21 protein-coding genes are annotated in these 21601 nt (G+C 70.3%); 2 read left to right on the top strand and 19 right to left on the bottom strand.

Annotated elements, in window-relative coordinates; genetic code table 11:
• The first annotated feature begins 41 nt into the window (after positions 1-41).
• Positions 42-1145 (top strand): S1C family serine protease, encoded by a 1104-nt coding sequence (locus IEY33_RS12330; RefSeq protein WP_188963576.1) that lies wholly within the window; start codon positions 42-44, stop codon positions 1143-1145.
• A 123-nt stretch (positions 1146-1268) separates the two neighbouring features.
• Here IEY33_RS12330 and IEY33_RS12325 read toward each other — a convergent pair whose 3' ends face one another.
• Complete coding sequence (locus IEY33_RS12325; protein ID WP_188963647.1) at positions 1269-2012, bottom strand: chlorite dismutase family protein; 744 nt, start codon at positions 2010-2012, stop codon at positions 1269-1271.
• A 155-nt stretch (positions 2013-2167) separates the two neighbouring features.
• On the bottom strand, positions 2168-3184 hold the full coding sequence (locus IEY33_RS12320; protein WP_188963575.1) for an aldo/keto reductase: 1017 nt from the start codon (positions 3182-3184) through the stop codon (positions 2168-2170).
• A 92-nt stretch (positions 3185-3276) separates the two neighbouring features.
• Here IEY33_RS12320 and IEY33_RS12315 point away from each other — a divergent pair, with 92 nt between their 5' ends.
• The gene (locus tag IEY33_RS12315) at positions 3277-3666 is read left to right on the top strand and encodes a VOC family protein (protein ID WP_188963574.1); all 390 of its coding nucleotides are present in this window, start codon (positions 3277-3279) and stop codon (positions 3664-3666) included.
• A 253-nt stretch (positions 3667-3919) separates the two neighbouring features.
• On the opposite strand, the gene IEY33_RS12310 is transcribed toward IEY33_RS12315, so the two are convergent.
• From IEY33_RS12310 to IEY33_RS12225, 17 genes are all read right to left on the bottom strand, one after another.
• Positions 3920-5065, bottom strand: a complete 1146-nt coding sequence (locus IEY33_RS12310; RefSeq protein ID WP_188963573.1) for an AI-2E family transporter — start codon at positions 5063-5065, stop codon at positions 3920-3922.
• 170 nt (positions 5066-5235) lie between these two features.
• Entirely contained in the window at positions 5236-6351 is a 1116-nt protein-coding gene (locus IEY33_RS12305) for a RodZ domain-containing protein (protein ID WP_188963572.1), read from the bottom strand.
• A 185-nt stretch (positions 6352-6536) separates the two neighbouring features.
• Complete coding sequence (locus IEY33_RS12300; RefSeq protein ID WP_188963571.1) at positions 6537-7448, bottom strand: ABC transporter permease; 912 nt, start codon at positions 7446-7448, stop codon at positions 6537-6539.
• Position 7449: 1 nt separating this feature from the next.
• On the bottom strand, positions 7450-9432 hold the full coding sequence (locus IEY33_RS12295; protein WP_229670983.1) for an ABC transporter permease: 1983 nt from the start codon (positions 9430-9432) through the stop codon (positions 7450-7452).
• Positions 9433-9589: 157 nt separating this feature from the next.
• On the bottom strand, positions 9590-10774 hold the full coding sequence (gene carA, locus IEY33_RS12290) for a glutamine-hydrolyzing carbamoyl-phosphate synthase small subunit (RefSeq protein WP_188963570.1): 1185 nt from the start codon (positions 10772-10774) through the stop codon (positions 9590-9592).
• A 115-nt stretch (positions 10775-10889) separates the two neighbouring features.
• Positions 10890-12557 (bottom strand): hypothetical protein, encoded by a 1668-nt coding sequence (locus tag IEY33_RS12285; protein ID WP_229670982.1) that lies wholly within the window; start codon positions 12555-12557, stop codon positions 10890-10892.
• Positions 12558-12703: 146 nt separating this feature from the next.
• On the bottom strand, positions 12704-13231 hold the full coding sequence (locus IEY33_RS12280; protein WP_188963569.1) for an N-acetyltransferase: 528 nt from the start codon (positions 13229-13231) through the stop codon (positions 12704-12706).
• A 100-nt stretch (positions 13232-13331) separates the two neighbouring features.
• Positions 13332-13784, bottom strand: a complete 453-nt coding sequence (locus IEY33_RS12275; RefSeq protein WP_188963568.1) for a GNAT family N-acetyltransferase — start codon at positions 13782-13784, stop codon at positions 13332-13334.
• 84 nt (positions 13785-13868) lie between these two features.
• Complete coding sequence (locus tag IEY33_RS19330) at positions 13869-14783, bottom strand: GNAT family N-acetyltransferase (RefSeq protein ID WP_229670981.1); 915 nt, start codon at positions 14781-14783, stop codon at positions 13869-13871.
• Positions 14780-16189, bottom strand: coding sequence for an argininosuccinate lyase (gene argH, locus IEY33_RS12260; RefSeq protein ID WP_188963567.1), 1410 nt, complete (start codon positions 16187-16189; stop codon positions 14780-14782). The genes IEY33_RS19330 and argH overlap by 4 nt, the downstream gene beginning before the upstream one ends.
• Positions 16190-16243: 54 nt before the next feature.
• Positions 16244-16645: a hypothetical protein gene (locus tag IEY33_RS12255; RefSeq protein WP_188963566.1), complete on the bottom strand. Its 402-nt coding sequence runs from the start codon at positions 16643-16645 to the stop codon at positions 16244-16246.
• Complete coding sequence (locus tag IEY33_RS12250; RefSeq protein WP_229670980.1) at positions 16642-17109, bottom strand: GNAT family N-acetyltransferase; 468 nt, start codon at positions 17107-17109, stop codon at positions 16642-16644. The genes IEY33_RS12255 and IEY33_RS12250 overlap by 4 nt, the downstream gene beginning before the upstream one ends.
• Positions 17106-17573 (bottom strand): GNAT family N-acetyltransferase, encoded by a 468-nt coding sequence (locus IEY33_RS12245; RefSeq protein WP_188963565.1) that lies wholly within the window; start codon positions 17571-17573, stop codon positions 17106-17108. The genes IEY33_RS12250 and IEY33_RS12245 overlap by 4 nt, the downstream gene beginning before the upstream one ends.
• On the bottom strand, positions 17570-18010 hold the full coding sequence (locus IEY33_RS12240) for a DinB family protein (RefSeq protein ID WP_188963564.1): 441 nt from the start codon (positions 18008-18010) through the stop codon (positions 17570-17572). The genes IEY33_RS12245 and IEY33_RS12240 overlap by 4 nt, the downstream gene beginning before the upstream one ends.
• A gap of 1 nt (position 18011) precedes the next feature.
• Complete coding sequence (locus IEY33_RS12235; protein ID WP_188963563.1) at positions 18012-19268, bottom strand: argininosuccinate synthase; 1257 nt, start codon at positions 19266-19268, stop codon at positions 18012-18014.
• A gap of 254 nt (positions 19269-19522) precedes the next feature.
• Complete coding sequence (locus IEY33_RS12230) at positions 19523-20641, bottom strand: pyridoxal phosphate-dependent aminotransferase (protein ID WP_188963562.1); 1119 nt, start codon at positions 20639-20641, stop codon at positions 19523-19525.
• A gap of 142 nt (positions 20642-20783) precedes the next feature.
• A complete protein-coding gene (locus IEY33_RS12225) occupies positions 20784-21254 on the bottom strand; it encodes a hypothetical protein (protein ID WP_188963561.1) in 471 nt (156 codons plus the stop codon).
• Positions 21255-21601 lie beyond the last annotated feature (347 nt).

Here is a 21601-nt window from a genome sequence, read left to right as displayed (position 1 = left end):
GCACCGTCCCCCCCGGCCCGACCCGCTACAGTGCACGCACCATGCCGTCCCGACTGCGTTTCTCACCGTGGCCCGTCGTCCTGCTGATCGGGGCGCTCACGGCGTACCTGTCTCCGCAGGCGGACTGGAACCGGGGGGGGCCGTTCACGCCCGTCCCGCAGGCGCACTCCGCCCTGCCGGACGCGGCGGTCGTGCCGGTCCCCACGGCGCTCACGCCTGAGGCGCGGGCGCTGTTCGAGAAGGTGCGGCCCGCCAGCGTGCAGATCGAGCAGCTCGGGCAGGACGGGTCGGGCGGGCTCGGCAGCGGGTTCTTCATCAGCGCGGACGGGCTGCTGCTCACCGCGTACCACGTCGTGGACGGCGCGCGCGTCATTCGCGTGCGGACCGTCAGCAATCAGGCGTTCCCGGCGCGCGTGGTCGGCTTCGACAACGCCGCCGACGTCGCCCTCCTCAAGATCGACACGCGGGGCCGCGTTCCGTACCTGCCGCTCGCGCAGGTCACGCCGCGCGTGGGCGAGCGCGTCCTCGCGGTCGGGAACTCGCGCGGCGACTTCCTGCAGCCGAGGCGCGGGCGGCTCCTCGCCCTGAACGCCGAGGCGGGCCGCGCGGACTTCCCGGAAGGCACCCTCGAAATGAGTGCCCCGCTCGCGCCGGGCGACAGTGGCGGCCCGATCCTCAACCCGGACGGGGAGGCCATCGGGGTCGTCAGTTACGTGCGCGTCGACACGCAGGGGCAGACGCTCAGCTCGTACGCCGTGCCCGTCACGCGGAACGAGACGCTCATCACAGAACTGCGCGGCGGCCTGAAACGCGACGTGCCCGCCGTCGGCCTGTACTTCGACACGGCGCACGACGGGATCAGCAGCCCGCCCGGCGGCGTGATCGGTGACGTCGTGCGCGGCAGTCCCGCCGAGAAGGCCGGACTGGTCGGCCTGACCCGCGACCAGAACGACGCCGTGCGCGGCTTCGGGGACATCATCGTGTCGGTGGACGGCGTGCGCGTCCGCAGTGCCGACGACGCCATCTTCGAGATCCGCCGCCGCAAGATCGGCGAGACGGTCACGCTGCTCGTGAACCGGCGCGGCGTGCAGCGCGAAGTCAGGCTGCCCCTGGTGGCCAAGGGCAGCCTGAACTTCGGTCAGTGATCGCGGTCAGTGATCGTTCGTCCGGTTTCCGGAACGCGCACCTGAATCCGCACGCCTGACCCGGATTCGGCCCGCATGTCCTGCGGGCGCAGGGCGGAACACGCACCGCCCCGCGCCGGCCGCTCAGGCGAGGTCGTCCAGGATGCCGGGCACGTCCTTCTTGATGCAGGTGAACATCGGGGTGTCCGTCAGGGTGTACAGGCTCGCCTCGGTGTAGCGCAGGCGTCCCACGAGGTCCACGAACTCCTGCGGGTACTCGCTGTCGAAGGCCACGATGAACTCCTGGTCGTCGATGCCGTAGCTGTAACTGGTGTTCAGGCGGATGCCCTTGAAGGGACCGGACGCGTAGATGTGTTCGTCCATCATGCCCTGGCGGGAGTGGGGGGACAGGTCATACCACGCGCGCGTCTTCACGAAGGGGTACACGAACAGGTAACTGCCCTGGCCGGGCAGGAGTTCCAGGCCGTGCCCGGACCCCTCGATGCGGTTCACGTACTGGCTGCGTTTCTGCATCGAGATGAAGTTGTGCGGCTGCGTGAGGTACCCGCCCATGCGGGTGCGGTTGATGCGCGCCTGCGCCTCCTGAAAGTCCCGCAGGTCGAAGGCCATGCGCCACAGCATGAAGTCCGCCTCGGAGCGCGTGCCGACCGTGCTGTACGTCCGCAGGATCAGGCCCTTCGCGGGGGGCGCATCCGTCCAGCCCTCGATGGCGGCCTGCAGTTCGGCCTTCAGTTCGGCCTGCTCTGCGGCCGGAAGGCGACGGAACTGCGGGTCGAGCTTGTAGAAGGCGTAGTTCAGGTACTGGCGCTGCGAGCGGTCCGGTTCCTTCTGCGTGACCTGCCCGCTCGGGTCGAGGTCCACCATCATCTTCGGGCGCTGAGGGCGGGGCGGGGCGGCGGGCGCCTCCGGGGTCTGGCCCGGCACCTGGGCAGGATTGGCGGCGCCGGTCGCCTGGGCCGGCATACTGACGGTGATGCTCCGCTCGGCCGCGCCTTCCGGGGAAGGGTTGTTCTCCGGCGCGCTCACCGCACGACCTCCCCGATCAGGTTGGTGGTCAGACCGAAATTGTCGGCGTAGAGCGACTGGATCTGGCCGTACTCGTCTTCGGTCAGCGGGGCGACGCTGTCCAGGCTGGTATACAGGTTCAGGCCCGCCTCGTCGTAGATGTTGGGGATGACGCTGGCCATCGCCGGGCTGTGCAGCGCGAACTGCAGGGCCAGTTGCGCGATGTGGCGGCCCTGAAGGAACGGCTGCAGCAGCTCGACCTTCTTCAGGCCGTCCTCCATCCACGCTTTGCGTTTCTCGTTGGTGGTCATGCGCCAGTTGCGGTGATCGCCCGGCTCGAAGGTGGTGTTCAGGTCCATGTACCCCTCCAGCAGCCCGGACGCGTGCGGCACGCGCGCGAGGACGCCCACGCCGACCTCCTCGGCCACCGGCAGGATCGGCTCTCCCAGCAGCTGCTCCAGCAGGTTGTAGATGATCTGCGTCGGAGCGCGGCGCTCCTTCACACTGGCGATCCCCTCCTCGATCTGGCGCTCGTTCAGGGCCGGCCCGAGGGCGGTGCCGTAGGCGCGAATCAGGCCCTCGGACTTGAGCGCTTCCAGCTCGGCAAACAGCTCATCGTTGCGGATGGCGTCCAGGCGCGGGTTGTGCAGCTGGTAGTAGTCGATGCGGTCCGTGCCGAGCCGCCGCAGCGATCCCTCCAGCGCCTTGCGGAGGTACGCGGGGCTCCAGTCGTGCGGGCGTTCCTGCTGGCCGGGCCGTTCGGGGTTGTTGTAGATGTCGTACCCGAACTTCGTGGCGACCACGATCCGGTCACGCACGTCGCCGAGCGCCTCGCGCTGCATCTCCTCGGCCCGGCCGGACGCGTACGTGTCGCCGTTGTCGAACAGCGTCACGCCCTGCTCAAAAGCCTGACGCAGCAGCCGTTTGCCCATCGCCTCATCCTTGACGCCCCACCAGGTGGTGCCCACGGTCCAGACGCCGAAGCCCACCGCTGAGACGGTCAGGTCGGTTCCGAGGAGTTTGCGGTATTCCATGCGGCCATCATGTCACGCGGCAGGCGAGACATTTGGACCCTCTGCCCCCGTCCCTCAGGCGCGCCGCGCGCGGGACGCGCTACCCTCCTCCCATGCTGAAACACGTCTCCTTCCTCACGCGCGACGCCGACGCCACCATCGCCTTCTACACCGGCCTGGGCGCGGTGGTCAGCCGGGACCTCGTGACTGCCGAGGGCTTCCGGCGACTGGTGCTGAGTTTTCCGGGCGGCGGCAAACTGCAGTTCATTCAGGCCGAGGGCGAAATGCCCGCGCCCCAGGACAGCTGGATGGAACACGTCGCGCTGCACCTGCCGGACCTGACGGCCAGCCTGGGTCATCTGAACGCCCAGGGCGTCACCTTCTCGCGCGAACTGACGCTCAGCCCCGGCGGAAACCCCATGGCCTTCGTGCTCGACCCGGACGGACGGCAGGTGGAACTGCTGCAGGCCGCCCGGGAGGACAACAGCGCCAAGCCCGACTGATACGGTTTTGAGCTGAACTTGTAGAGTTCAGCCGAGCGAAGCGAGCGCCAAAAAGTACGGTTTTGAGGAGATGGAAGCGGGCAAGCGTCCTGCAGGGCGCTGTTTTGCCCAAGAAGGGATGCCTTCGCTGTTTCCGGCATCCCTGGAATCGGATCAAAACCGCATGACGCGGCGTCTCCCTGGGCAGTCCACAGGAACGTAGGCGTGACCTCCCGGCCACGCCCACTTCACGCCCACGGACGGACGCGGCCCGTTACGGCCCGTCGCGGTACACGCGGCTCGGGTAGTAGTACTCCTGCAGCAGCAGTTTCACGAGCGCCGTGAGCGGCACGGCCACCAGCGCCCCCACGATGCCGAACAGGGCGAGGCCCGACAGGATCGCCAGCACGACCGTGACGGGGTGCAGGTCCGTGGTCTTGCCGAGCACGATGGGCGACAGCAGGTGCCCCTCGATCTGGTTGGCGGCCACGAAGATCACGACCACCAGAATGAGTTTCAGCACGACGGCGCTCGTGGTGGCGGCCAGCAGCAGCGCCGGAATGATGCTGATCACGACGCCCAGGTACGGCACGATGTTGAACAGCGCCGCCAGGAACCCGATGGCGGGCGCGCTGGGAATGCCCGCCAGCGTCAGGCCGATCCCGATGAACACGCCCACGAAGGTCGCGATGAGCAGCTGACCTTTCAGGTACCCGCCGACGGCGGTACTGACGCTGGTGCTCAGGTCCAGCACGAAGGGCTGCCACGTGCGCGGGAAGATGCGCAGCAGCGTCAGGCCGATCTTCTCGTAGTCGAGCATCATGTAGATCGCCAGGATGAATGTCGCGAAGCCCTCCGCGACGCCGCTCGCCACGCCGAAGATGCCGCCCAGCAGGCTGCTCTGGTACTTCTGCAGGTACGGCAGCAGGTACTTCTGGAGGGTCTGCGCGCTGTTCTCCGTGAGGGCCTGCACCTGCCGGTCGATGCCCTGCAGGAACGTGTAGCGCTGCGCGAGCCCGTCGAACCACGCCAGGACGTTGCGGGACAGTTCCGGGAGTTTCTGCACGAGGTCGTAGAACTGCGTGACGATCGTGACGAGCAGCGTGGAGGCCAGCACCAGCAGGCCCAGAATCACGACGACCACCAGCAGCACGCCCACGAACCTCGGGACGCGGCGCGCCACCAGCCAGTTCAGCAGGGGGTGCGCGAGGTACGCGACGATGTACGCCACGAGGGCCAGCACGAACACGTGCGACACCATGCCGAAGAAGCGGTACGCGAGAAAGATGAGCAGCAGGAACACCGGGACGCGCACGTAGGGGTTGCGCCACACGGCCTGGAAGGCGTTGTCGGGCGTGGGCCTGAAGGTCTGCTGAGCGGACGGGTCCGGGTTGGGGGTGTCGGGTGAGTGCGGCAACATGAGAGCCTCCGGGGCCACGCTACCATGCGTCCGTGAGGCCCGCTGGGAGGTCAAAGGAAGGGTGAACGCGCGGCGAGGCGGGACCCCGGACACCCGTCCGGAGCCCCGCCTCATGAGGAGCGTGGGAAGCCCGCGTGGGGGCCAGCATCGATGCCTGCCCGGCATCCGGGTCAGAAGGTGCGGGTGACGACCTGTCCGATCCCGCCGAGCTTCTGCGGCTGGCCGCTGCCGACGGTGGCGGTCACGAGGCCCGCGGAACCGGTGCGGACGCGGATGCCGCTGGGGAAGTCGCGGGTGGTGCCCGCAGTGGGGATGCCTTCGTACAGCACCTGTCCGCCCGCGCTGGTGACGCGGGTCCAGGACGCGCCGGTCCAGCTGAGGCGCACGCCGCCCACCGGAGGAGTACCGGTCGCCGGGGTGGTTGCGGGGGCGGTGGTTGCAGAGGGGGTGGTGGTGGGGACGGGCGGGGTGGGGGCGGCCTGCGTGCCGCCTGAGCTGGCGGTGGCCGGGGTGGCGGGCGCCGCCTGAGTTGCCTGGGTGGCGACCTGCGCGGCCTGCTGGGCAGCCGCCTGCGCCTTGCGGGCCGTCTCGGCGGCCTTCGCGGCAGCGGCCTGCGCGGCGAGCTGGGCGGCCGTCATGGGCGTCAGGCTGATGTTCAGGTTGCGGTCCGACTGCAGGTCCACCGGCTGCTGGTACGTCTGACGCCCGCCGTACTCGACGCGCAGCGTGCCCTGGGCGCGCGCGTCGAGCGGGAAGGCGCGCAGCGGCGTGAGGCCCAGGTAGTGGTTGTCGAGGTACACGCGCGCCCCGGCAGGCGTGCTGCTCAGGCTCAGGCGCACCTGCTTCGCGCTGGGCGTGACGGCCGCGCTGTCCGTGGCGGTGGCGGCGACGGTGCTGCGCGACTGGTACGCGCTGTACCCCAGGTACCCGGCCAGGGCGAGCAGCAGCACGCCGCCCACCAGACCGCCGATCAGCCCGGCGGGGTTCCCGCGTGCCCGGCGGCCGCCCTGCGGGCGGGTCGCCGTCTGCCGCAGGGTGTTGACCTGTTCGGGCGGCTGCGGGGACAGCCGGTCGAAGTCCCGCAGCAGGGGCGCGGCGTCCAGCTGAAGTTCGCGGGCGTAGCGCTGCACGTACGCGCGGCTGAAGGTGCGTTCCGGGAGGCCGGAGAGGTCCTCGGCCTCCAGGGCGCGCAGGTAGTCGCCGCGGATCTTGGTGCGCTGCGCCAGATCCTGAATGCCGAGGCCCTGCGCCTCGCGTGCGGCCTTGAGTTCATTCCCGAAGCTCATCAGACTGTTCTCCCTGGTGGCAGACGCCAGCGTCGGCTGGGCCCGGTGAGTGTCGCTTGGGTCGGAGGACCAGCACAGGTCGGAGCCTGAACGGGACCTGTGGACGGCAGGCCCCCGGGCGGTTCGGACGTCAGTCTAGAGCATCGCTCCGGCCGTGACCACGGCCCCGGAGGGCGGGCCGGGCGTCAGCCGTCGTAGGGTTTCCCGGCGGCGCGCGGCGCGGCCCCGCTGCCGGTGAAGATCAGGGCGATGATCGTCACGAGGTACGGCAGCACCTGCAGCAGACTGCTGGGCAGCAGGCCGTTGCCGTCCAGCTGGATGGAGAGGGCCTGCAGCAGTCCGAACAGCAGGGTCGCGCCGAGCACGCCGAGCGGCTTCCACTGCCCGAAGATCAGTGCGGCCAGCGCGATGAAGCCCAGGCCCGCCGAGATGTTGCGCACGTAGCTGTCGAGGTTCCCGATGCTCAGGAACACGCCCGCCGTGCCGCCCAGAACGCCGGACAGCACCACGGCGCTGTAGCGGACGCGGCGCACGTTGACGCCCATGCTGGCGGCCGCGCCGGGGTGCTCGCCGGTGGCGCGCAGGCGCAGGCCGTACGGGGTGCGGTACATGACGTACCACGTCACGGCGACCGCCAGGAACGCCACGTACACGGGCGGGCTGAACTTCAGGTCCCCGAAGCCCCACAGCGGCAGGCTGTGCTTGACGGGCGGGCTGTCGGAGCTGGTGCCGTACAGCGCGGTGAGGACCACGGCGGGCACGCCCGACGCGAGCAGGTTGATGGCGGTGCCGCTGATCACCTGATCGGCGCGGTACTTGATGCTGAGGACCGCGTGCACCCAGGCGATGGCGCCCGCCACGATCATCCCGGCGAGCCAGCCGACCCAGGGGGCGAGCGCGCCGAGCGACGGGTCGAGTTTCTGCGTGACGATGGCGCCCGTGAGCGCCCCGAAGATGATGAGGCCCTCCAGCGCGATGTTCACGACGCCGCTGCGTTCGGAGAACAGGCCGCCGAGCGCCGTGAGGAGCAGCGGGACGGTGCTGCGGATGAAGGTCGCCAGGAAGGCGGCGCTCAGGAATTGCAGGAAGAAGTCCATGTCAGTTGCCTCCCTGGCCGGGCTTGCGGTCCACGTGCTCGCCCACGTCGGGCAGCACCGCGGCGGCCGTGCCGGGCTCGACCTTGACGGCGACCTTGTCGACGTTGACGCCCGCGTCCACCGCGCGGACGAGCGACGGGGGCGGCGGGTCCGTGACGCGTTTGCTGAGGAAGCCGCCCGCCGCGATGAACAGCACGATGAGGGCCTTGAGGACCGTGACGAGGTCCTTGTTGACGCCTTCGAGCTTCTGGCTGACGACGACGCCGCCCGTGTCGAAGGTGCCGAACAGCACGCTGGACAGCACCACGCCGACCGGGGTGGACTGCCCGACGAGGGCGACCGTGATGCCGTCGAAGCCGACGTTCACGGGAAGGTTCTGCTTGAGGCGGTACTCGTCGAGCGCGCCGCCCATCACGTAGTGCGTGGACGCGAGGCCCGCGAAGGCGCCCGCGAGCGTCATGGCGAGGATGGTGTTGCGGGCCACGCTGATCCCGCCGTACTCGGCGGCGCGCGGCGCGAGGCCCACGGCACGCAGCGCGTAGCCGGTCGCGGTGCGCCACATCAGGACGCTGAACACCACGGCGGCCGCGAGCGCGATGAGCAGCGAGGCGTTCAGGCGGTTGTTGACGAGGTCGAAGCCGACGTTCAGCGGCACGCCGACCCGCCACGTGACCGCGCCGAGCAGCACGGCGGCCAGCACGGCGAGCGGGACGCGCCAGCGGTTGCGCAGCCCGTAGAACACGCCGAGGAACGCGGCGAGCGCGAAGACCGGGCCGAGCGTCAGGTGGCCGGGACCGGCCTGCGTCAGGCCGAGCAGCGCCGGGATGGACGGCAGTTGCGCGCCCGGCTGCAGCAGTTCGCTGCTGGGGTTCGAGCCGTCCGCCTTGAAGGGGATGGTCACGTCACGCCCGAAGAACTTGTAGGTGTTGCTGCCCAGCAGGAACACGAAGATGCCGCTGGCGATGTAGTTCAGCATGATGGTGTTGATGACTTCGCTCGACCCGAAGCGGGCCTTGAGCAGGCCGGGGATCGCGCCCCACACGGCGCCGCCCGCCGCGGCCGCGAGGACGCACGCCACGATCAGGAGCGGGCCGGGCAGCGGCGCGTACACGCCCACCAGCGTCGCCAGGATGGCGCCCATGGTGAGCTGCCCGGACGCGCCGATGTTGAAGAGGCCCGCCCGGAACGCGAACGCGACGGACAGGCCCGTGAAGATGAGCGGCGTGGCGAGCTTCAGGCTGTCCACCGCGCCCGACAGGCTGCTGAGCGGCGCGAACAGCGAACTGAACACGAACCACACCACGTCCGCCTTGCCCATGAGGGTGCTCATGACGTTCAGCTTGACGCTCGGGTCGGCGGGAACGCGCTGCACGACGAGCACCACCACGGCGCCCACCAGGATGGACAGCGCGAGCGCCACGACCGGCACGAGCAGGCCACGCAGGCGGTTCAGGCGGTCCCACCACGGCCGGAACTGACTGAGGCCCGCGAAGGTGCTCACGAGGCCCGCGAACAGCATGAGGACCAGCCCGAGGTTCGCGCCGCCGCTCGTGAAGGGAATCCGGCGCGGCTTGACGCCCTGCGCGAGGAGGGCGTTCGTGGCGCCCGTCAGCGCTCCGCCCCACAGGGCGATGCCTGCCACCGCCGAGATCAGCGTGACGGCGCCCGCCACCCACAGCCAGCCCTGACGGCGCACGGCGGCGAAGACCACGAGCAGCAGCGAGACGAGCCCCACCCAGCCTGCCGTGAGAGAGGCCGTCACGACCGGCAGGCTCTGCGGCGGGAAGCCCGTGTAGTCCATGACGCCCGCCGGGAAGCGTTGCAGGGTCGCCGCCGCGTTGAAGTTGCGGGTGAAGGTCCCGTACGGGAACAGGAACAGCCCCAGCACCGCCACGACCGCGAACGCCAGACTCAGGCGGGCCGCGATGGGTGAGGGCCGGGGCGCCGCTTCCGGAGCGGCGGGAGGGGAAGACGTTGCAGTCACCCGCACATTGTAAGCACTGCGCGTGGCCCCGGAAACAGGCGCGCGGCAGGCCGGGAGGACGGGCGGCACGCGGCCCCCCTCCCCTCCCCCGTCACCGCTTCACGCCGTGGCGCGTGGCGGTTCCTGCACTCCGAGTTCCGGTCGCCGGAAGTCGTGCCTACACGCCGTACTTGCCGCTGGAGGCCTTCTGGACGGGCGTGCCGGTCGGGCCGTCGAAGGCGTCGATCTCCTCGATGAAGCGGTCGAAGAGGTAACGGCTGTCGTGCGGGCCGGGCGACGCTTCGGGGTGGTACTGCACGCTGAACACCGGGAAGCGCGTGTGCGCCATGCCTTCCAGCGAGCCGTCGTTGAGGTTCACGTGCGTCGCCACGAACTGCCCGTCCGGGACAGTCGCAAGGTCCACGGCGTACCCGTGGTTCTGCGCGGTGATCTCGACGTTGCCGGTCAGGAGGTTCTTGACGGGCTGGTTGCCGCCACGGTGACCGAACTTCATCTTGTACGTCTGCCCGCCCGCCGCGAGGCCCAGGATCTGGTGCCCGAGGCAGATGCCGAAGGTGGGGAGCAGGCCCATCAGTTCCCACGCGGTGCGGTGCGCGTACTGCGGGGCGCTGGGGTCGCCGGGGCCGTTCGACAGGAACAGGCCGTGCGGCTGCAGCGCCATCACCTGGGCGGGCGTGGTGTGGGCAGGCACCACGATCGGTTCGATGCCGACCTCGGAGAGGCGCTCGATGATGGTGTGCTTGATGCCGAAGTCCATCAGGACGACGCGTTTCCCGCCGCGCAGGGTCGGGAAGGCGTACGGGAGGGGCGTCGTCACCTCGGGCGTCATGTCGCGCCCGTCGATGTCGTCGTGCGCGACGGCGCGGGCCACCAGGGCGCGTTCCTCCTCGGCGGAGAACTCGCCGTACGGGTCCTCGGGGTGCGTGAAGCTGCGGTGCGCGACGACGCCCTTGACGACGCCGCCCTCCCGCAGTCGGCGCACCAGGGCGCGCGTATCGATGCCCTGGATGCTCACGATGCCGTGGTCCTGCATGAAGCTCTCCAGCGACTGCTGCGCGCGGAAGTTGGAGTACCCGTCGCTGAATTCCCGGCCGATGAAGCCGCGCACGTACGGTTTGTTGCTCTCCATGTCGTAGATGGCGACGCCGTAGTTGCCGATGTGCGGGTACGTCATGCACACGATCTGCCCGTTGTAGCTGGGGTCGGTCATGATTTCCTGGTAGCCGGTCATGCTGGTGTTGAACACCACTTCTCCGACGGTCTCGCCCCGGTGGCCGAAGGCGTAGCCGCGGTACACGGTGCCGTCTTCGAGGGCGAGGATGGCGCGTTCTTTCTTGATCATCGTGTGCTCCATTCGCGGCTCACGGGCCGCGTTTGATGGGATGTGGGCCGGTCGGTCCCCGCAGGAGTGTACCTGTCCGGGCGGCGGGGTGCGTGCAGGCGTCTGGACGCCCGCGTCACTTCCACGCGTAGCGGAGGGTGGACCGACTCAGGATGACCCCATCCGAGAAGGTACTTTGTGACGTCATGCCGCCGTAGCGGTTGACGAGGTCCGCCAGGACGCGCGCGGCGGGCACGAGCTCGTCGGTGGTGAGGGTGCCGGAGACGCTCGAGGTGCGCAGCAGGGCGAGAAGCTGCGCGGGCTGCACGGGGTCGCCCGCGCGGGCGTACGTCCAGCCGGGCACGCCGCTCGTGACGAGGTTCGCGGCGCGGAAGTCGGCGTCGTCCGCCAGGGTGCCTTCGCGCGCGCCGTCCAGGGCCGCCGCGAGGGCCGCCTCGCTGCTGGCCGTGACGAGGTAGTCGCCCTGGAAGGCGTACACGAGGCGCGCGTCCCGCAGCTTGCGGAGCTGCGTGCCGAACAAGTCCTGCAGTTCCCCGGCGCGGCTGTCGCGGCGCGGGTCACGGCCCTTGCCCGGCGTGCCGGTGCCCGTTCCGGTCGTCAGGGCACGGTCCACGAGGCCCTGCAGCTGGTCCGCCACGCCCTGCAGCGCGGCGTTGTACGAGGCGGCGTACAGCGGCAGTTCGCGTTCCGCGAGCGCGCGGTCCGTGACGCGGCGGTACGTGACGGCCAGCGCGGCCCGGCCGGACAGGGCGGCCTGGGTGCTGCCTGCCAGCGTCACCTGCGCGCACTCGTCGCCCAGGTACGCTTCCTGCCGTTCGAGGTGATCGGCGATCTGACTGTCGGTCAGGAAGCCGGACGGGTCGAGCAGGTCCACGCGCGTCAGCCAGCGGGCGAGGTAGCGGCTGCTGCCGGGCGCGCACGCGGCCGCCGTGACGGACTCGGCACTGGCGGGCACGACGCCCTGCACCGCGAAGTCCGTGGTGTGCGTCAGCAGGCCGTACAGCGGCACGTCCTTCCCGGCGGCGTTGGGGACGCTGGCTGCCGCGCCCTGCAGGCCGTCCTCGGTGGTGTGGAATCCGGCCGCGTACTGCCCGAGCGTGTCGAGGGCGTCCACCAGCGGCGACAGCAGGCGCGGGACGAGCATCCGGCCCAGCTGGGCGCGCGCGACCTTCGCGGCGGCCGAGAAGTTCAGGAACACCCCGAGTTCCTGCGGGCCGACGGCGCCCGTGGCGCGCGTGTACGCCGGGGACGCGTTCAGGCGCGGCGCGTTCCGGCCGCTCAGGCGACCCAGGTAGCCCATCAGGAGGGTCTTGTCGCTGGCGGCGTACAGCAGTCCGCCGGACATCCCGACTAACATGGAGCCGCTGCGTGTGAAGGTGTACCGTCCGACCGCGGCGCCCCGGCGGCGCGGGAGCGTGTCCTTCAGGAAGGAGGCGACGTCCGGCGTGACGCGTGTCACGGCGAGCAGGGCGGGGGTGTACCCGCCACGGTCCGTGCCGACCGAGTACAGCCCGGCGCTCGCTTCCCTGCCGAGCGTGCCGTCCAGCAGGGAGGGGAGCAGCGTCGTGACGGCGTTCAGGTCCGGCACGTCGTCCCCCGCGAGCCGTGCCGCGCTCTGCAGGAGGCCCGTCAGGCGCCCGAAGGTGGGGGACGCGCCGTGCGTTTCGAGCGTCACGAGCGCCCCGGCGGGCAGGTCGGCGGCGAGCGGCGCGCCGGACGCGCCGGCAGCGGCGACGCCGGACAGCAGGGCGGTGAGGGTCAGGGTGCGGCGCGTGCGGTTCATGAGACCCAGCATACCCACGCGGCCGTGCGGCCCGGCCCTCACCCGTCCCGCCGAGCCGCGAGTCTGAACGGGGTTCACCGTACGTCCCGGTCCATGGGTCACCGTCAGTCCCGGTACATGGTTCACCGTAAGTCCCGGTACATGGGTCACCGTAAGTCCCGGTACATGGCGATCTCGTTGCAGTTCTCGAAGAACGCGCACCGCTGGCACTCGCTCCACACCTTCGGGTGCAGGTTCGTCTTCTCGATGCGGTGAAAGCCGCACTTCTCGAAGAAAGTCTGCTGGTACGTCCACGCGAACAGCGCGGGCAGGTCGATGTCGCGCGCCTCCTGCTCGCACGCGGCCACCAGCAGCTTGCCCAGCCCCCGCCCCTGGAAGGCCGGGTGGATCGCCAGCCCCCGGATCTCGGCGAGGTCCGGAGCCAGCATGTGCAGGCCGCACACGCCCGCCAGACCGCCCGGCCGCTCCGCGTGCTCACCCGCGATCACCAGATGGAAATCGCGGATGGTTTCGGACAGCAGTGCCCGGCTCCGCACCAGCATCTGCCCGCGTGCCGCCCAGTATCCGATCAGCTCGTGAATGGCTTCCAGGTCAGACAGCCGGGCCTTGCGGACCGTGATCTGCGCGTCCGGATGAAGGTCAGGGATGATGATGGATTCAAGTGACAGGGTCATACGTGGTACTCCAGTTCAGGGAATGACGGCCCGGCCAGCCGCCACGAGAGACATGCGCGGCCGGACACGGGAGGAAACAGGCCCCCTCGGGGCGGGCGCGTCAGCTCAGGCTGCGCATCCAGGTGGTGCCGCCGGGCCGGTTCGCGCTCTGACGGTAGTGCGTGACCTGCGGCGCGTCGGGAATGTCCGACATCACGATGGCGAGCGGAATCTGCGTGAACCCGAACGTCTCCCAGTCGCCGCCCGTGCTGAACATGTACAGCGCCTTGTCGCCCCGCAGTTGCGCGTGCGTCACGGCACTCATCACGAGGGCGCGCCCCAGGCCCTGACCGCGCGCGCTGGGCGTGACGGCCGCGCCGCGCAGCAGCGACACGCCGTCCCCGTGCTCCAGCCCGATCGCGCCGACCGGTTCCCCGTCGCGCTCCATCAGCCAGTACGTCGTGCCGAGCACCATCACGCCGTCCGTGTCGAGGCCCGCGTCCTGCATGACCTTCAGCACGGCACGGTAGTCGGCGGGGGTGGCGGCGCGGATCTTGGTGTGTTCGTCGGTCATGGTGGTTCCTCCTGAAAGAAGTCGAAGCTGAGGTCAGTTTGCATCTTTTGGTCCGGGGCGTGCAGGACAACGCCCGCGTGCGGTTCAGCCGGACAGGTCCAGCTTCCACGCCGTCTCCTGCCGCAGCCACCCGCGGCACTCGCCGCTCCTCACCTGCGGCGTGCCGGGCAGCGCCGCCGCGACCTCCGCGACCGGCACCTCCCGGAACCCCAGCCGCGCCCAGTACGGCCCGGCGTGACTGGAGAACAGGTACACGGCCCGGTCTCCCCTGCCGCGCGCCGCGTCCAGTGCCGCCCGCGCGAGCCGCGCACCGATGCCCTGCCCCTGCCGGTCCGGGCACACGCTGGCGGAACGCAGCAGGCTGGCCCCCTCCCCGTGCTCCAGCCCGACGCAACCGAGCGCCTCACCGTCCTGCACCGCGAGCCAGTACGAGCAGCCGTCCAGCGTCGCCGTGATGCGGGCCGCGTCGCTGCTCAGCCCGGCCTGCAGGATCAGGGCGTGAATGGCCTGAAGGTCGGCAGGCACGGCCGCACGAAGCTGCACTTCCCGCGCCGCCGCCTTCAGGAAGTACCGGACACCCGCGCCCGCCGCGAGGTCCGTGTTCCAGCGCGGAATGACGTGCAGGTGCACGTGCGGAATGTGCGCCCCGCCCGCCGGGAACACGTTCCAGCCCACCGTGTACCCGTCCGGCTGCACCGTGCGGTCCAGGTGGGCGCGCACCTCGGCCAGCAGGGCGTGCGTGGCGACCACCTCGGCGGGCGTCAGGTCGAACACCGTCTCCCTGACCGCCCGCGTGACGATGTACCCGGCACTCCGCAGCCCGTCCGAGTGGCGCGCGTCCTGCACGTACACGCACAGGTCGTTCTGCAGCACCACGTCCGCGTCCGTGAAACCGGCACGGGTGGAGAGGGGGTTCCGGTCCGGGTTCGCCCGGAAGAACGCCCACTCCCGCTGCCGTTCGCCCAGCAGCGTCCCGTCCAGCTTCACCGTGACCTTCACTCCGCCAGCCCCGCCTTCGCCGCGTCGATGGCTTCCCGCACGCGTTCCGGCGCGGTCCCGCCGTAACTCTGCCGTCCGGCCACGCTGGCCTCGACGGTCAGGGCGGCGGCCACCCCGGCGCTCAGCAGGGGGTGCGCGTCCCGCATCTCCTGATCGGTCAGTTCCCACAGCTGGCGGCCACTGCGGCTCGCGGTGCCGACGAGGCCGCCCACCACCTCGTGCGCCTCCCGGAACGGCACGCCCGAGCGCGCCAGGTGATCGGCGAGGTCGGTGGCGGTGCTGTACCCGCGCCCCGCCGCGCGCAGCGTCGTCTCGGCGTGCCACACGCTCCTGGGGAGCATCTCGGCGTACAGGCGCAGCACCACGCTGCAGGTGTCGAAGCTGTCGAAGACGCCTTCCTTGTCCTCCTGCAGGTCCTTGTTGTACGCGAGCGGCGTGCCCTTCACGACCGTCAGGAGGCCCATCAGGTTCCCGAACACGCGCCCCGCCTTGCCGCGGGCGAGTTCCGACACGTCCGGGTTCTTCTTCTGCGGCATGATGCTGCTGCCCGTCGTGTGACTGTCCGGCAGCGTCAGGAAGCCGAACTCGAAGGTGGAGTACAGCACCGTCTCTTCCGACAGGCGCGACAGGTGCGCCATCAGGATGCTGCACGCGCTCAGGAACTCCAGCGCGAAATCCCGGCTGCCCACCCCGTCCAGACTGTTCGCGGTGGGGCGCGCGAAGCCCAGCGCGGCCGCCACGGCGTGCCGGTCGATGGGCCACGGCGTGCCCGCCAGCGCCGAACTGCCGAGCGGCGACTCGTCCATGCGCTCGGCCGCGTCACGGAAGCGGCCCTCGTCGCGCTCCAGCATGGCCGCGTACGCCATGAACCAGTGCGACAGCAGGATCGGCTGCGCCACCTGCAGGTGCGTGTACCCCGGCAGGATCACCGGCTGACCGTCCGCGCCGCCCAGGTGCTTCTCGGCTTCCGACACCATCACGCGCCGCAGCTCGCGGGTCAGCTGCGCCAGCGTGAGGGCGGCCTCCTTCGTGAACAGCCGGAAGTCGACGGCCACCTGGTCGTTCCGGCTGCGGGCCGTGTGCAGCTTGCCCGCCACCGGCCCGATCCGGTCCCGCAGCGCCGCCTCGACGTTCATGTGCACGTCCTCACGGTCGAGCCGCCACTCGAAGTTCCCGGCCCGGATGTCCGCCAGGATGACGTGCAGCCCATCCACGATCTGCGTCACTTCCTCGGGCGTCAGGATGGCGGAGGCGCCCAGCATCTCCACGTGCGCGAGACTCCCCCGGATGTCCTGCTCCGCGAGCCGCTGATCGAAGCCCACCGACGCGTTGAACTGCTCCACCAGCGGCGCGGTGCTCTCCGCGAACCGCCCGCCCCAGAGTTTCTTGTCCTGAATGTTGGTCACAGCATCTCCTGAATCACGGGGTGGCCCCAAGTCGCGAACGGACGGAAGGCACGGTCAACCCCCCAGCACGTGAAAGAAGGTGGAAAAGAGGTAGTAGAGGAACACGCCCACCGGAATGAAGGCGAACACCGCCAGGGTCTGGGTGAACGACGTCGTCGCCTGAATGTTCCGCTCCGCCTCCAGGCAGAACTGCCTCGACGCGTCCAGCCCCAGCTGACGCACGTCCTGCACCAGGACGGCCACCTGACTGCACCCTTCGAAGGTGGCGTAACTGCTGTCCGGCGTCTGATCGGTGATCTGCGCGGCGGGGACCCGGGTGACGAACAACGCCGCGAATCCCGCCACGCCGTGAGGGCGCACCGTGGCGCCGCCGGCCGTCCGGACGGCCATCGGCGCGCACGCGGCCAGCGAGACGGTCAGGAGAAGCGCACACAGCGGCAGGACGTTCCGGTTCATGACGGGCCTCCAGTCCCCTTGACCAGCACCACCGGCGCGGGGCTGTCCGGGTGCGCGTAGGCGTAACGGTCGTCGCTGACCACGTACCCGAGGTGCTCGTAGAACGGCACGACACCCAGGTTGTACTGGCTGACGGCCAGCAGCACCCGGCCGAACCCGCCCGCCCGGGCGCGCTCCTCGACGGCGCGCACGAGGGCCGCGCCGATCCCCTGACCGCGCACCTGCGGCACGGTCGCCAGCTTGTTGAGCGTCAGGGTGCGGAATCCGTCCGGGCGGTACCCGACGCAGCCGACCACCTGCCCCCCCTGCACGGCCAGGAACCCGCCGCCCGTCCCGAGGCTCCACGCCACGTCCGCGACCGTGGAGCGGCTCCAGCTGCTGCGCGGGTCCATCCCGGCCGCCATCATGACGGCGTGCACGGCGGGCGCGTCGGCCGCCGTGGCAGGCTGCAGGGTGACGGTCACGCGCGCTCCAGCACGACGCGCATCTCGTTGGTGGGCGTGAACCCCAGCCGCTCGTATACGGGCCGCCCGAACTCGGACGCGTGGAGGCTCATGATGCGGATGCCGCGCCGCTGCGTCTCCGCCATCGCCAGCTGCGTCAGGGACCGCGCCAGCCCACGCCCACGGTGCGCGGGCTGCGTGTACACGTTCAGCAGGTAACTGCGGAGCGGCTGCGGGTCCACGAAGTGCGGCGGCCAGTCGAGGATCATCAGGCCCGCGCCCGCCACCACCACGCCCTCCGACTCGACCAGCCAGCCCAGGTACGTCCCAGCCGTCAGGTGCCGCTCCACCCACGGCGTGAAGTTCGCGGCCGCCTCGCTGTACTCGGTGCCCATATCAGCGAACATCGCCTCCCGCTGCCCCGCGATCAGTGCCGCGTCGGCCACCACCGCGGCACGCACCGTGTAGCCGGCCGGGAGGGTCATGCTCCGGTCCTCTGCCAGATCTGCGCGAGGTGGTGGAGTTGGTGGTGCACGTAGTCGGTCGCGACGAAGTCCAGGGTCACGCGCTCGCTGCCGCCGATGCTGAGGGTGTGGGCGCGTTGCGTGTCGTTCAGGCCCGCGATGACGTGCGCGAGCTGCGTCTGGTACGCGGTCCAGAGGGTCACGAGGTCCGTCCAGGGGCGGTCCTGCCAGCCGCCCGCCGCGACCCAGGCGTTCTGGTCGTAGCCGGGCAGCGACAGGCCGTCTTCTGCCCCGGCCCGCACGAAGCGGGCGTGGTTGTTCACGCCGCTGTCGATCAGGTGCCCGAGGACCTGTTTGGCGCTCCAGGTGTCCGGGGCGGGCGTGTAGGCGGCCCGGTCCTCGCTGATGGTGTGCAGGCGCGGGAGGGCCTGCGTCACCACGTCCGTCAGGGCGTTCAACTCAGGCCTCTTGCTCTTGGACTTGCTTGCCCGCCTTGGCCTGCACGCGGGCCTGGACGCGCATGCGCAGGGCGTTGAGTTTGATGAAGGCGCCCGCGTCGTGCTGGTTGTAGTCGCCGCCCGCCTCGAAGCTGACGAGGTCCTTGTCGTACAGGCTGGCGGGGGCCTTGCGGCCGACGACGGTGGCGTTGCCGCGGTACAGCTTGATGCGGGCCGTGCCGGTCACGCTGGCCGCGACGTGGTCGAAGTACACCTGCAGCGCCTCGCGTTCGGGCGCGAACCAGAAGCCGTTGTACACGAGTTCGGCGTACTTGGGGGCGAGCTGGTCGCGCTGGTGCAGGACCTCGCGGTCGAGCGTGAGGCTCTCGACGGCGCGGCGGGCGTGGTACAGGAGGGTGCCGCCGGGCGTTTCGTACACGCCGCGTGATTTCATGCCGACGAAGCGGTTCTCGACGAGGTCGAGGCGGCCCACGCCGTGCCGTCCGGCGAGCGCGTTGGCTTTCGCCAGCAGGCTGGCGGGGCTCAGCTGTTCGCCGTCTATGGCGACGGGGTTCCCGGCCTCGAATTCGATCTCGACGTACTCGGCGTCGGCGGGCGCGTCGGCGGGGTCCACGGTGAGCTTGAACATGTGCGCGGGCGGTTCGGCCCACGGGTCTTCGAGGATGCCGCCCTCGTAGCTGATGTGCAGCATGTTCGCGTCGGTGCTCCAGGGGTCCTTCTTGGTGGTGGGGACGGGAATGCCGTGCTCGCGGGCGAACGCTTCGAGGTCCGCGCGGCCCTGGAAGGTCCAGTCGCGCCAGGGGGCGACGGTGACGATGTCGGGGTTGAGGGCGTAGGCGGTCATCTCGAAGCGGACCTGGTCGTTGCCTTTGCCGGTCGCGCCGTGCGACACGGCGACCGCGCCTTCCTTCGCGGCGATCTCGACCATCTTCTTGGCGATGAGGGGCCGGGCGATGCTGGTGCCGAGCAGGTAGTAGCCCTCGTACAGGGCCGAGGAGCGGAACATGGGGAACACGTAGTCGCGCACGAACTCTTCCTTGAGGTCGAGGGCGTAGGCGGCGACGGCGCCGGTGTTGAGGGCCTTGACGCGGGCTTCCTCGACCTCGTCGCCCTGGCCGAGGTCGGCGGTGAAGCAGACCACGTCGTAGTTCTTCTCGGTCTGCAGCCATTTGAGGATGATGCTGGTGTCGAGGCCGCCGCTGTACGCGAGCACGATCTTGTCTTTGCGGGCGGTCTGGTCGGTGGTGGGTTGGGTCATGGGGGTATTCTCTCCTGTCTTCGGGTGCGGTGTGTCTGCCCCTGTGCGGGCGGTGCGGGTGGGGCGTGCGTGGGCCGGGTGTGGGGCGGCAGCACGAGCCCCTCCGGGCGTGTCGGCGCGGCCTCTGTTCCCGTGGCGGGAGGAGGCGGGCGTCAGCGTCGGAGGGGCAGGGCGGTCATTCTTTGAATGAATATACGCCCGTACCGCATAGCTATGCAAGCCGGGATCACGTTCCGGTCACGCCCCTCCAGACCTCAGGCACCCAGGTACGCCTCCAGCCGCTCCAGGGCCCGCAGGATCTCCTCCTGCGGCTTGCAGAACGCCAGCCGCACCAGCCCCTCCGGCGCCGCCCCCTGCGCGTAGAACGCGTCCCCCGGAATGACGGCCACGCCGCCCTCCTCCACCAGCCGCCGTGCGTCCACTCCCGGCGCGAGCGCCGTCAGGAAATACGTGCCGCCCGGCACCTGCACCTCCAGCCCCAGGGCCCGCAGCCCACTCGCGAGGAGCCGCATGCGCGCCCCGTACGCCGCGCGCAGCTCCCCGTAGAAGTCCCGCGCCCGCGCCACCGGCAGGGCCGCCGCGACCGCCGCCTGCAGCGGTGCGGGCGCGCAGAACGTCGCCCACTGATGCAGGCCCGACACGCCCGGCGACACGCCCACCGGCGACACCACCCACCCGACCCGCCACCCGGTCGCCTCCAGGCGCTTCCCGGCACTGCCGACCGTGAACGTCCGCTCCGGCGCCAGCGTCCGCAGCGGCGTGGGCGGCCCCGCGAAGTACAGCTCGTCGTACACCTCGTCCGCCACGATCCACAGGTCGTGCGTGCGCGCCACGTCCACCAGCCGCGCGAGTTCCTGCGGCGTGAACACGTGCCCGGTCGGGTTGTGCGGGTTGTTGACGAGCAGCGCCCGCGTGCGCGGCGTGACCAGCCGCTCCAGCGCGTCCAGGTCCGGACTCCACCCGTCCCGCGTGAGCGTCATGGGGACGGGCACGGGCCGCGCGCCGCTCAGCTGCGCCTGCGGGCGGTAGACGTCGAACACCGGCTCGAACATCAGCACCTCGTCGCCCGGCCCGTACAGCGCGTCCGCGAGGGCATGCAGCGCCTCGGTCGCGCCGCACGTCACGCTCACCTGCTCCGACCGCACGCCCAGGTCCGCCGCGAGCGCCTCGCGCAGGGCAGGCAGGCCCGCCGGGGCCGTGTACTGGTCCGTGACGCCCGCCCCCGCCCGCAGCGCGTCCAGCAGGAAGTCCGGCGGCGCCCCGGCCGGAAAGCCCTGCCCGAGATTCACGGCGCCGTGCTGCACGGCGAGGCGACTCATGACCGAGAAGATGCTCTCGGCCGCCAGGGCAGAACGCGCGTGCAGGGTCGGCATGCGCCCACTGTGGCCCCGCACGCCCCAGACGGCAAGCGGGCCGTCTGGACAAATCTGGATACCGCCGCGCGCCGAGCACAACAGAACACCCCGGCGCGCTGGCCGGGGTGCTGTGCTCTGGGGGGAGCCTCTGAACGGGAGATCAGTTCAGGCGGTAGTTCACGCCGATGCGGGCGCCGTAGCCGAAGCCGATGCCGGTGTTGCTGTTGGCGACCGTGATGCTGGGGCCGGCGCTCAGCTCACCGAAGACGCTGAGGGGGGTGGAGACGTTGTACTTCAGGCCGCCCAGGACGTGCGGGTAGATGCTGACGCCGGTGACGCTGCCGAGTGCGACGCCCGCGTCCAGACCGAAGCCGTAGTAGGGGTTCAGGCCGCCGAAGCCCTGGTTGCTGACGTCGTTCAGGTAGTCCACGCCGCCGCCGAGGGTCAGGCCACTGGAGCTGAGGCCCACGAAGGACAGGTTCAGGCCGTAACGGACCGCCGAGGTGGAGGTCAGGTCGCTCTGGTAGTGGATGGTCGCGCCGGAGCCGATGGAGCCGCCGATGTAGTTCGCGGCGGAAGCGGTCGAGGCGAGGGCAGCGAGGGCGGTCAGGGTGAGCAGCGTCTTCTTCATGAGACGAGTATAGGTGCGGCAAGCTGACGAGGCCCTTAGAAATTCTGAATCGGAACTTACAGGGCAATTCATGCACCGTACTAAAAACACAGAGAATCGCCCTTCAGCACAGCATTTTCAGTGCAGCGCGCGGGCATCAGACGCGGTCCGCCCTTGCTTTTTTCACCCCCCCAGCCCGGTGAGGCGGCGGGGGGAGAACTTCACCGTCTCAGCCGCAGCTCACGAACCGTGCCGACATGAGAGCCGCGCACGGCACCGGCAGACAGGCCCGGCCGCAGCTCCCGGATGTGCCTCCTGCAGATGCGTCGAGGCCGGTCTGCACAGAGAACGCACAGAGAACGCCGGGC

The organism is Deinococcus aquiradiocola, from assembly GCF_014646915.1.
GTDB classification, from domain to species: Bacteria; Deinococcota; Deinococci; order Deinococcales; family Deinococcaceae; genus Deinococcus; species Deinococcus aquiradiocola.
Note: the sequence above shows the minus strand (reverse complement) of the source record. Positions and strands in the feature narration are given on the sequence as shown.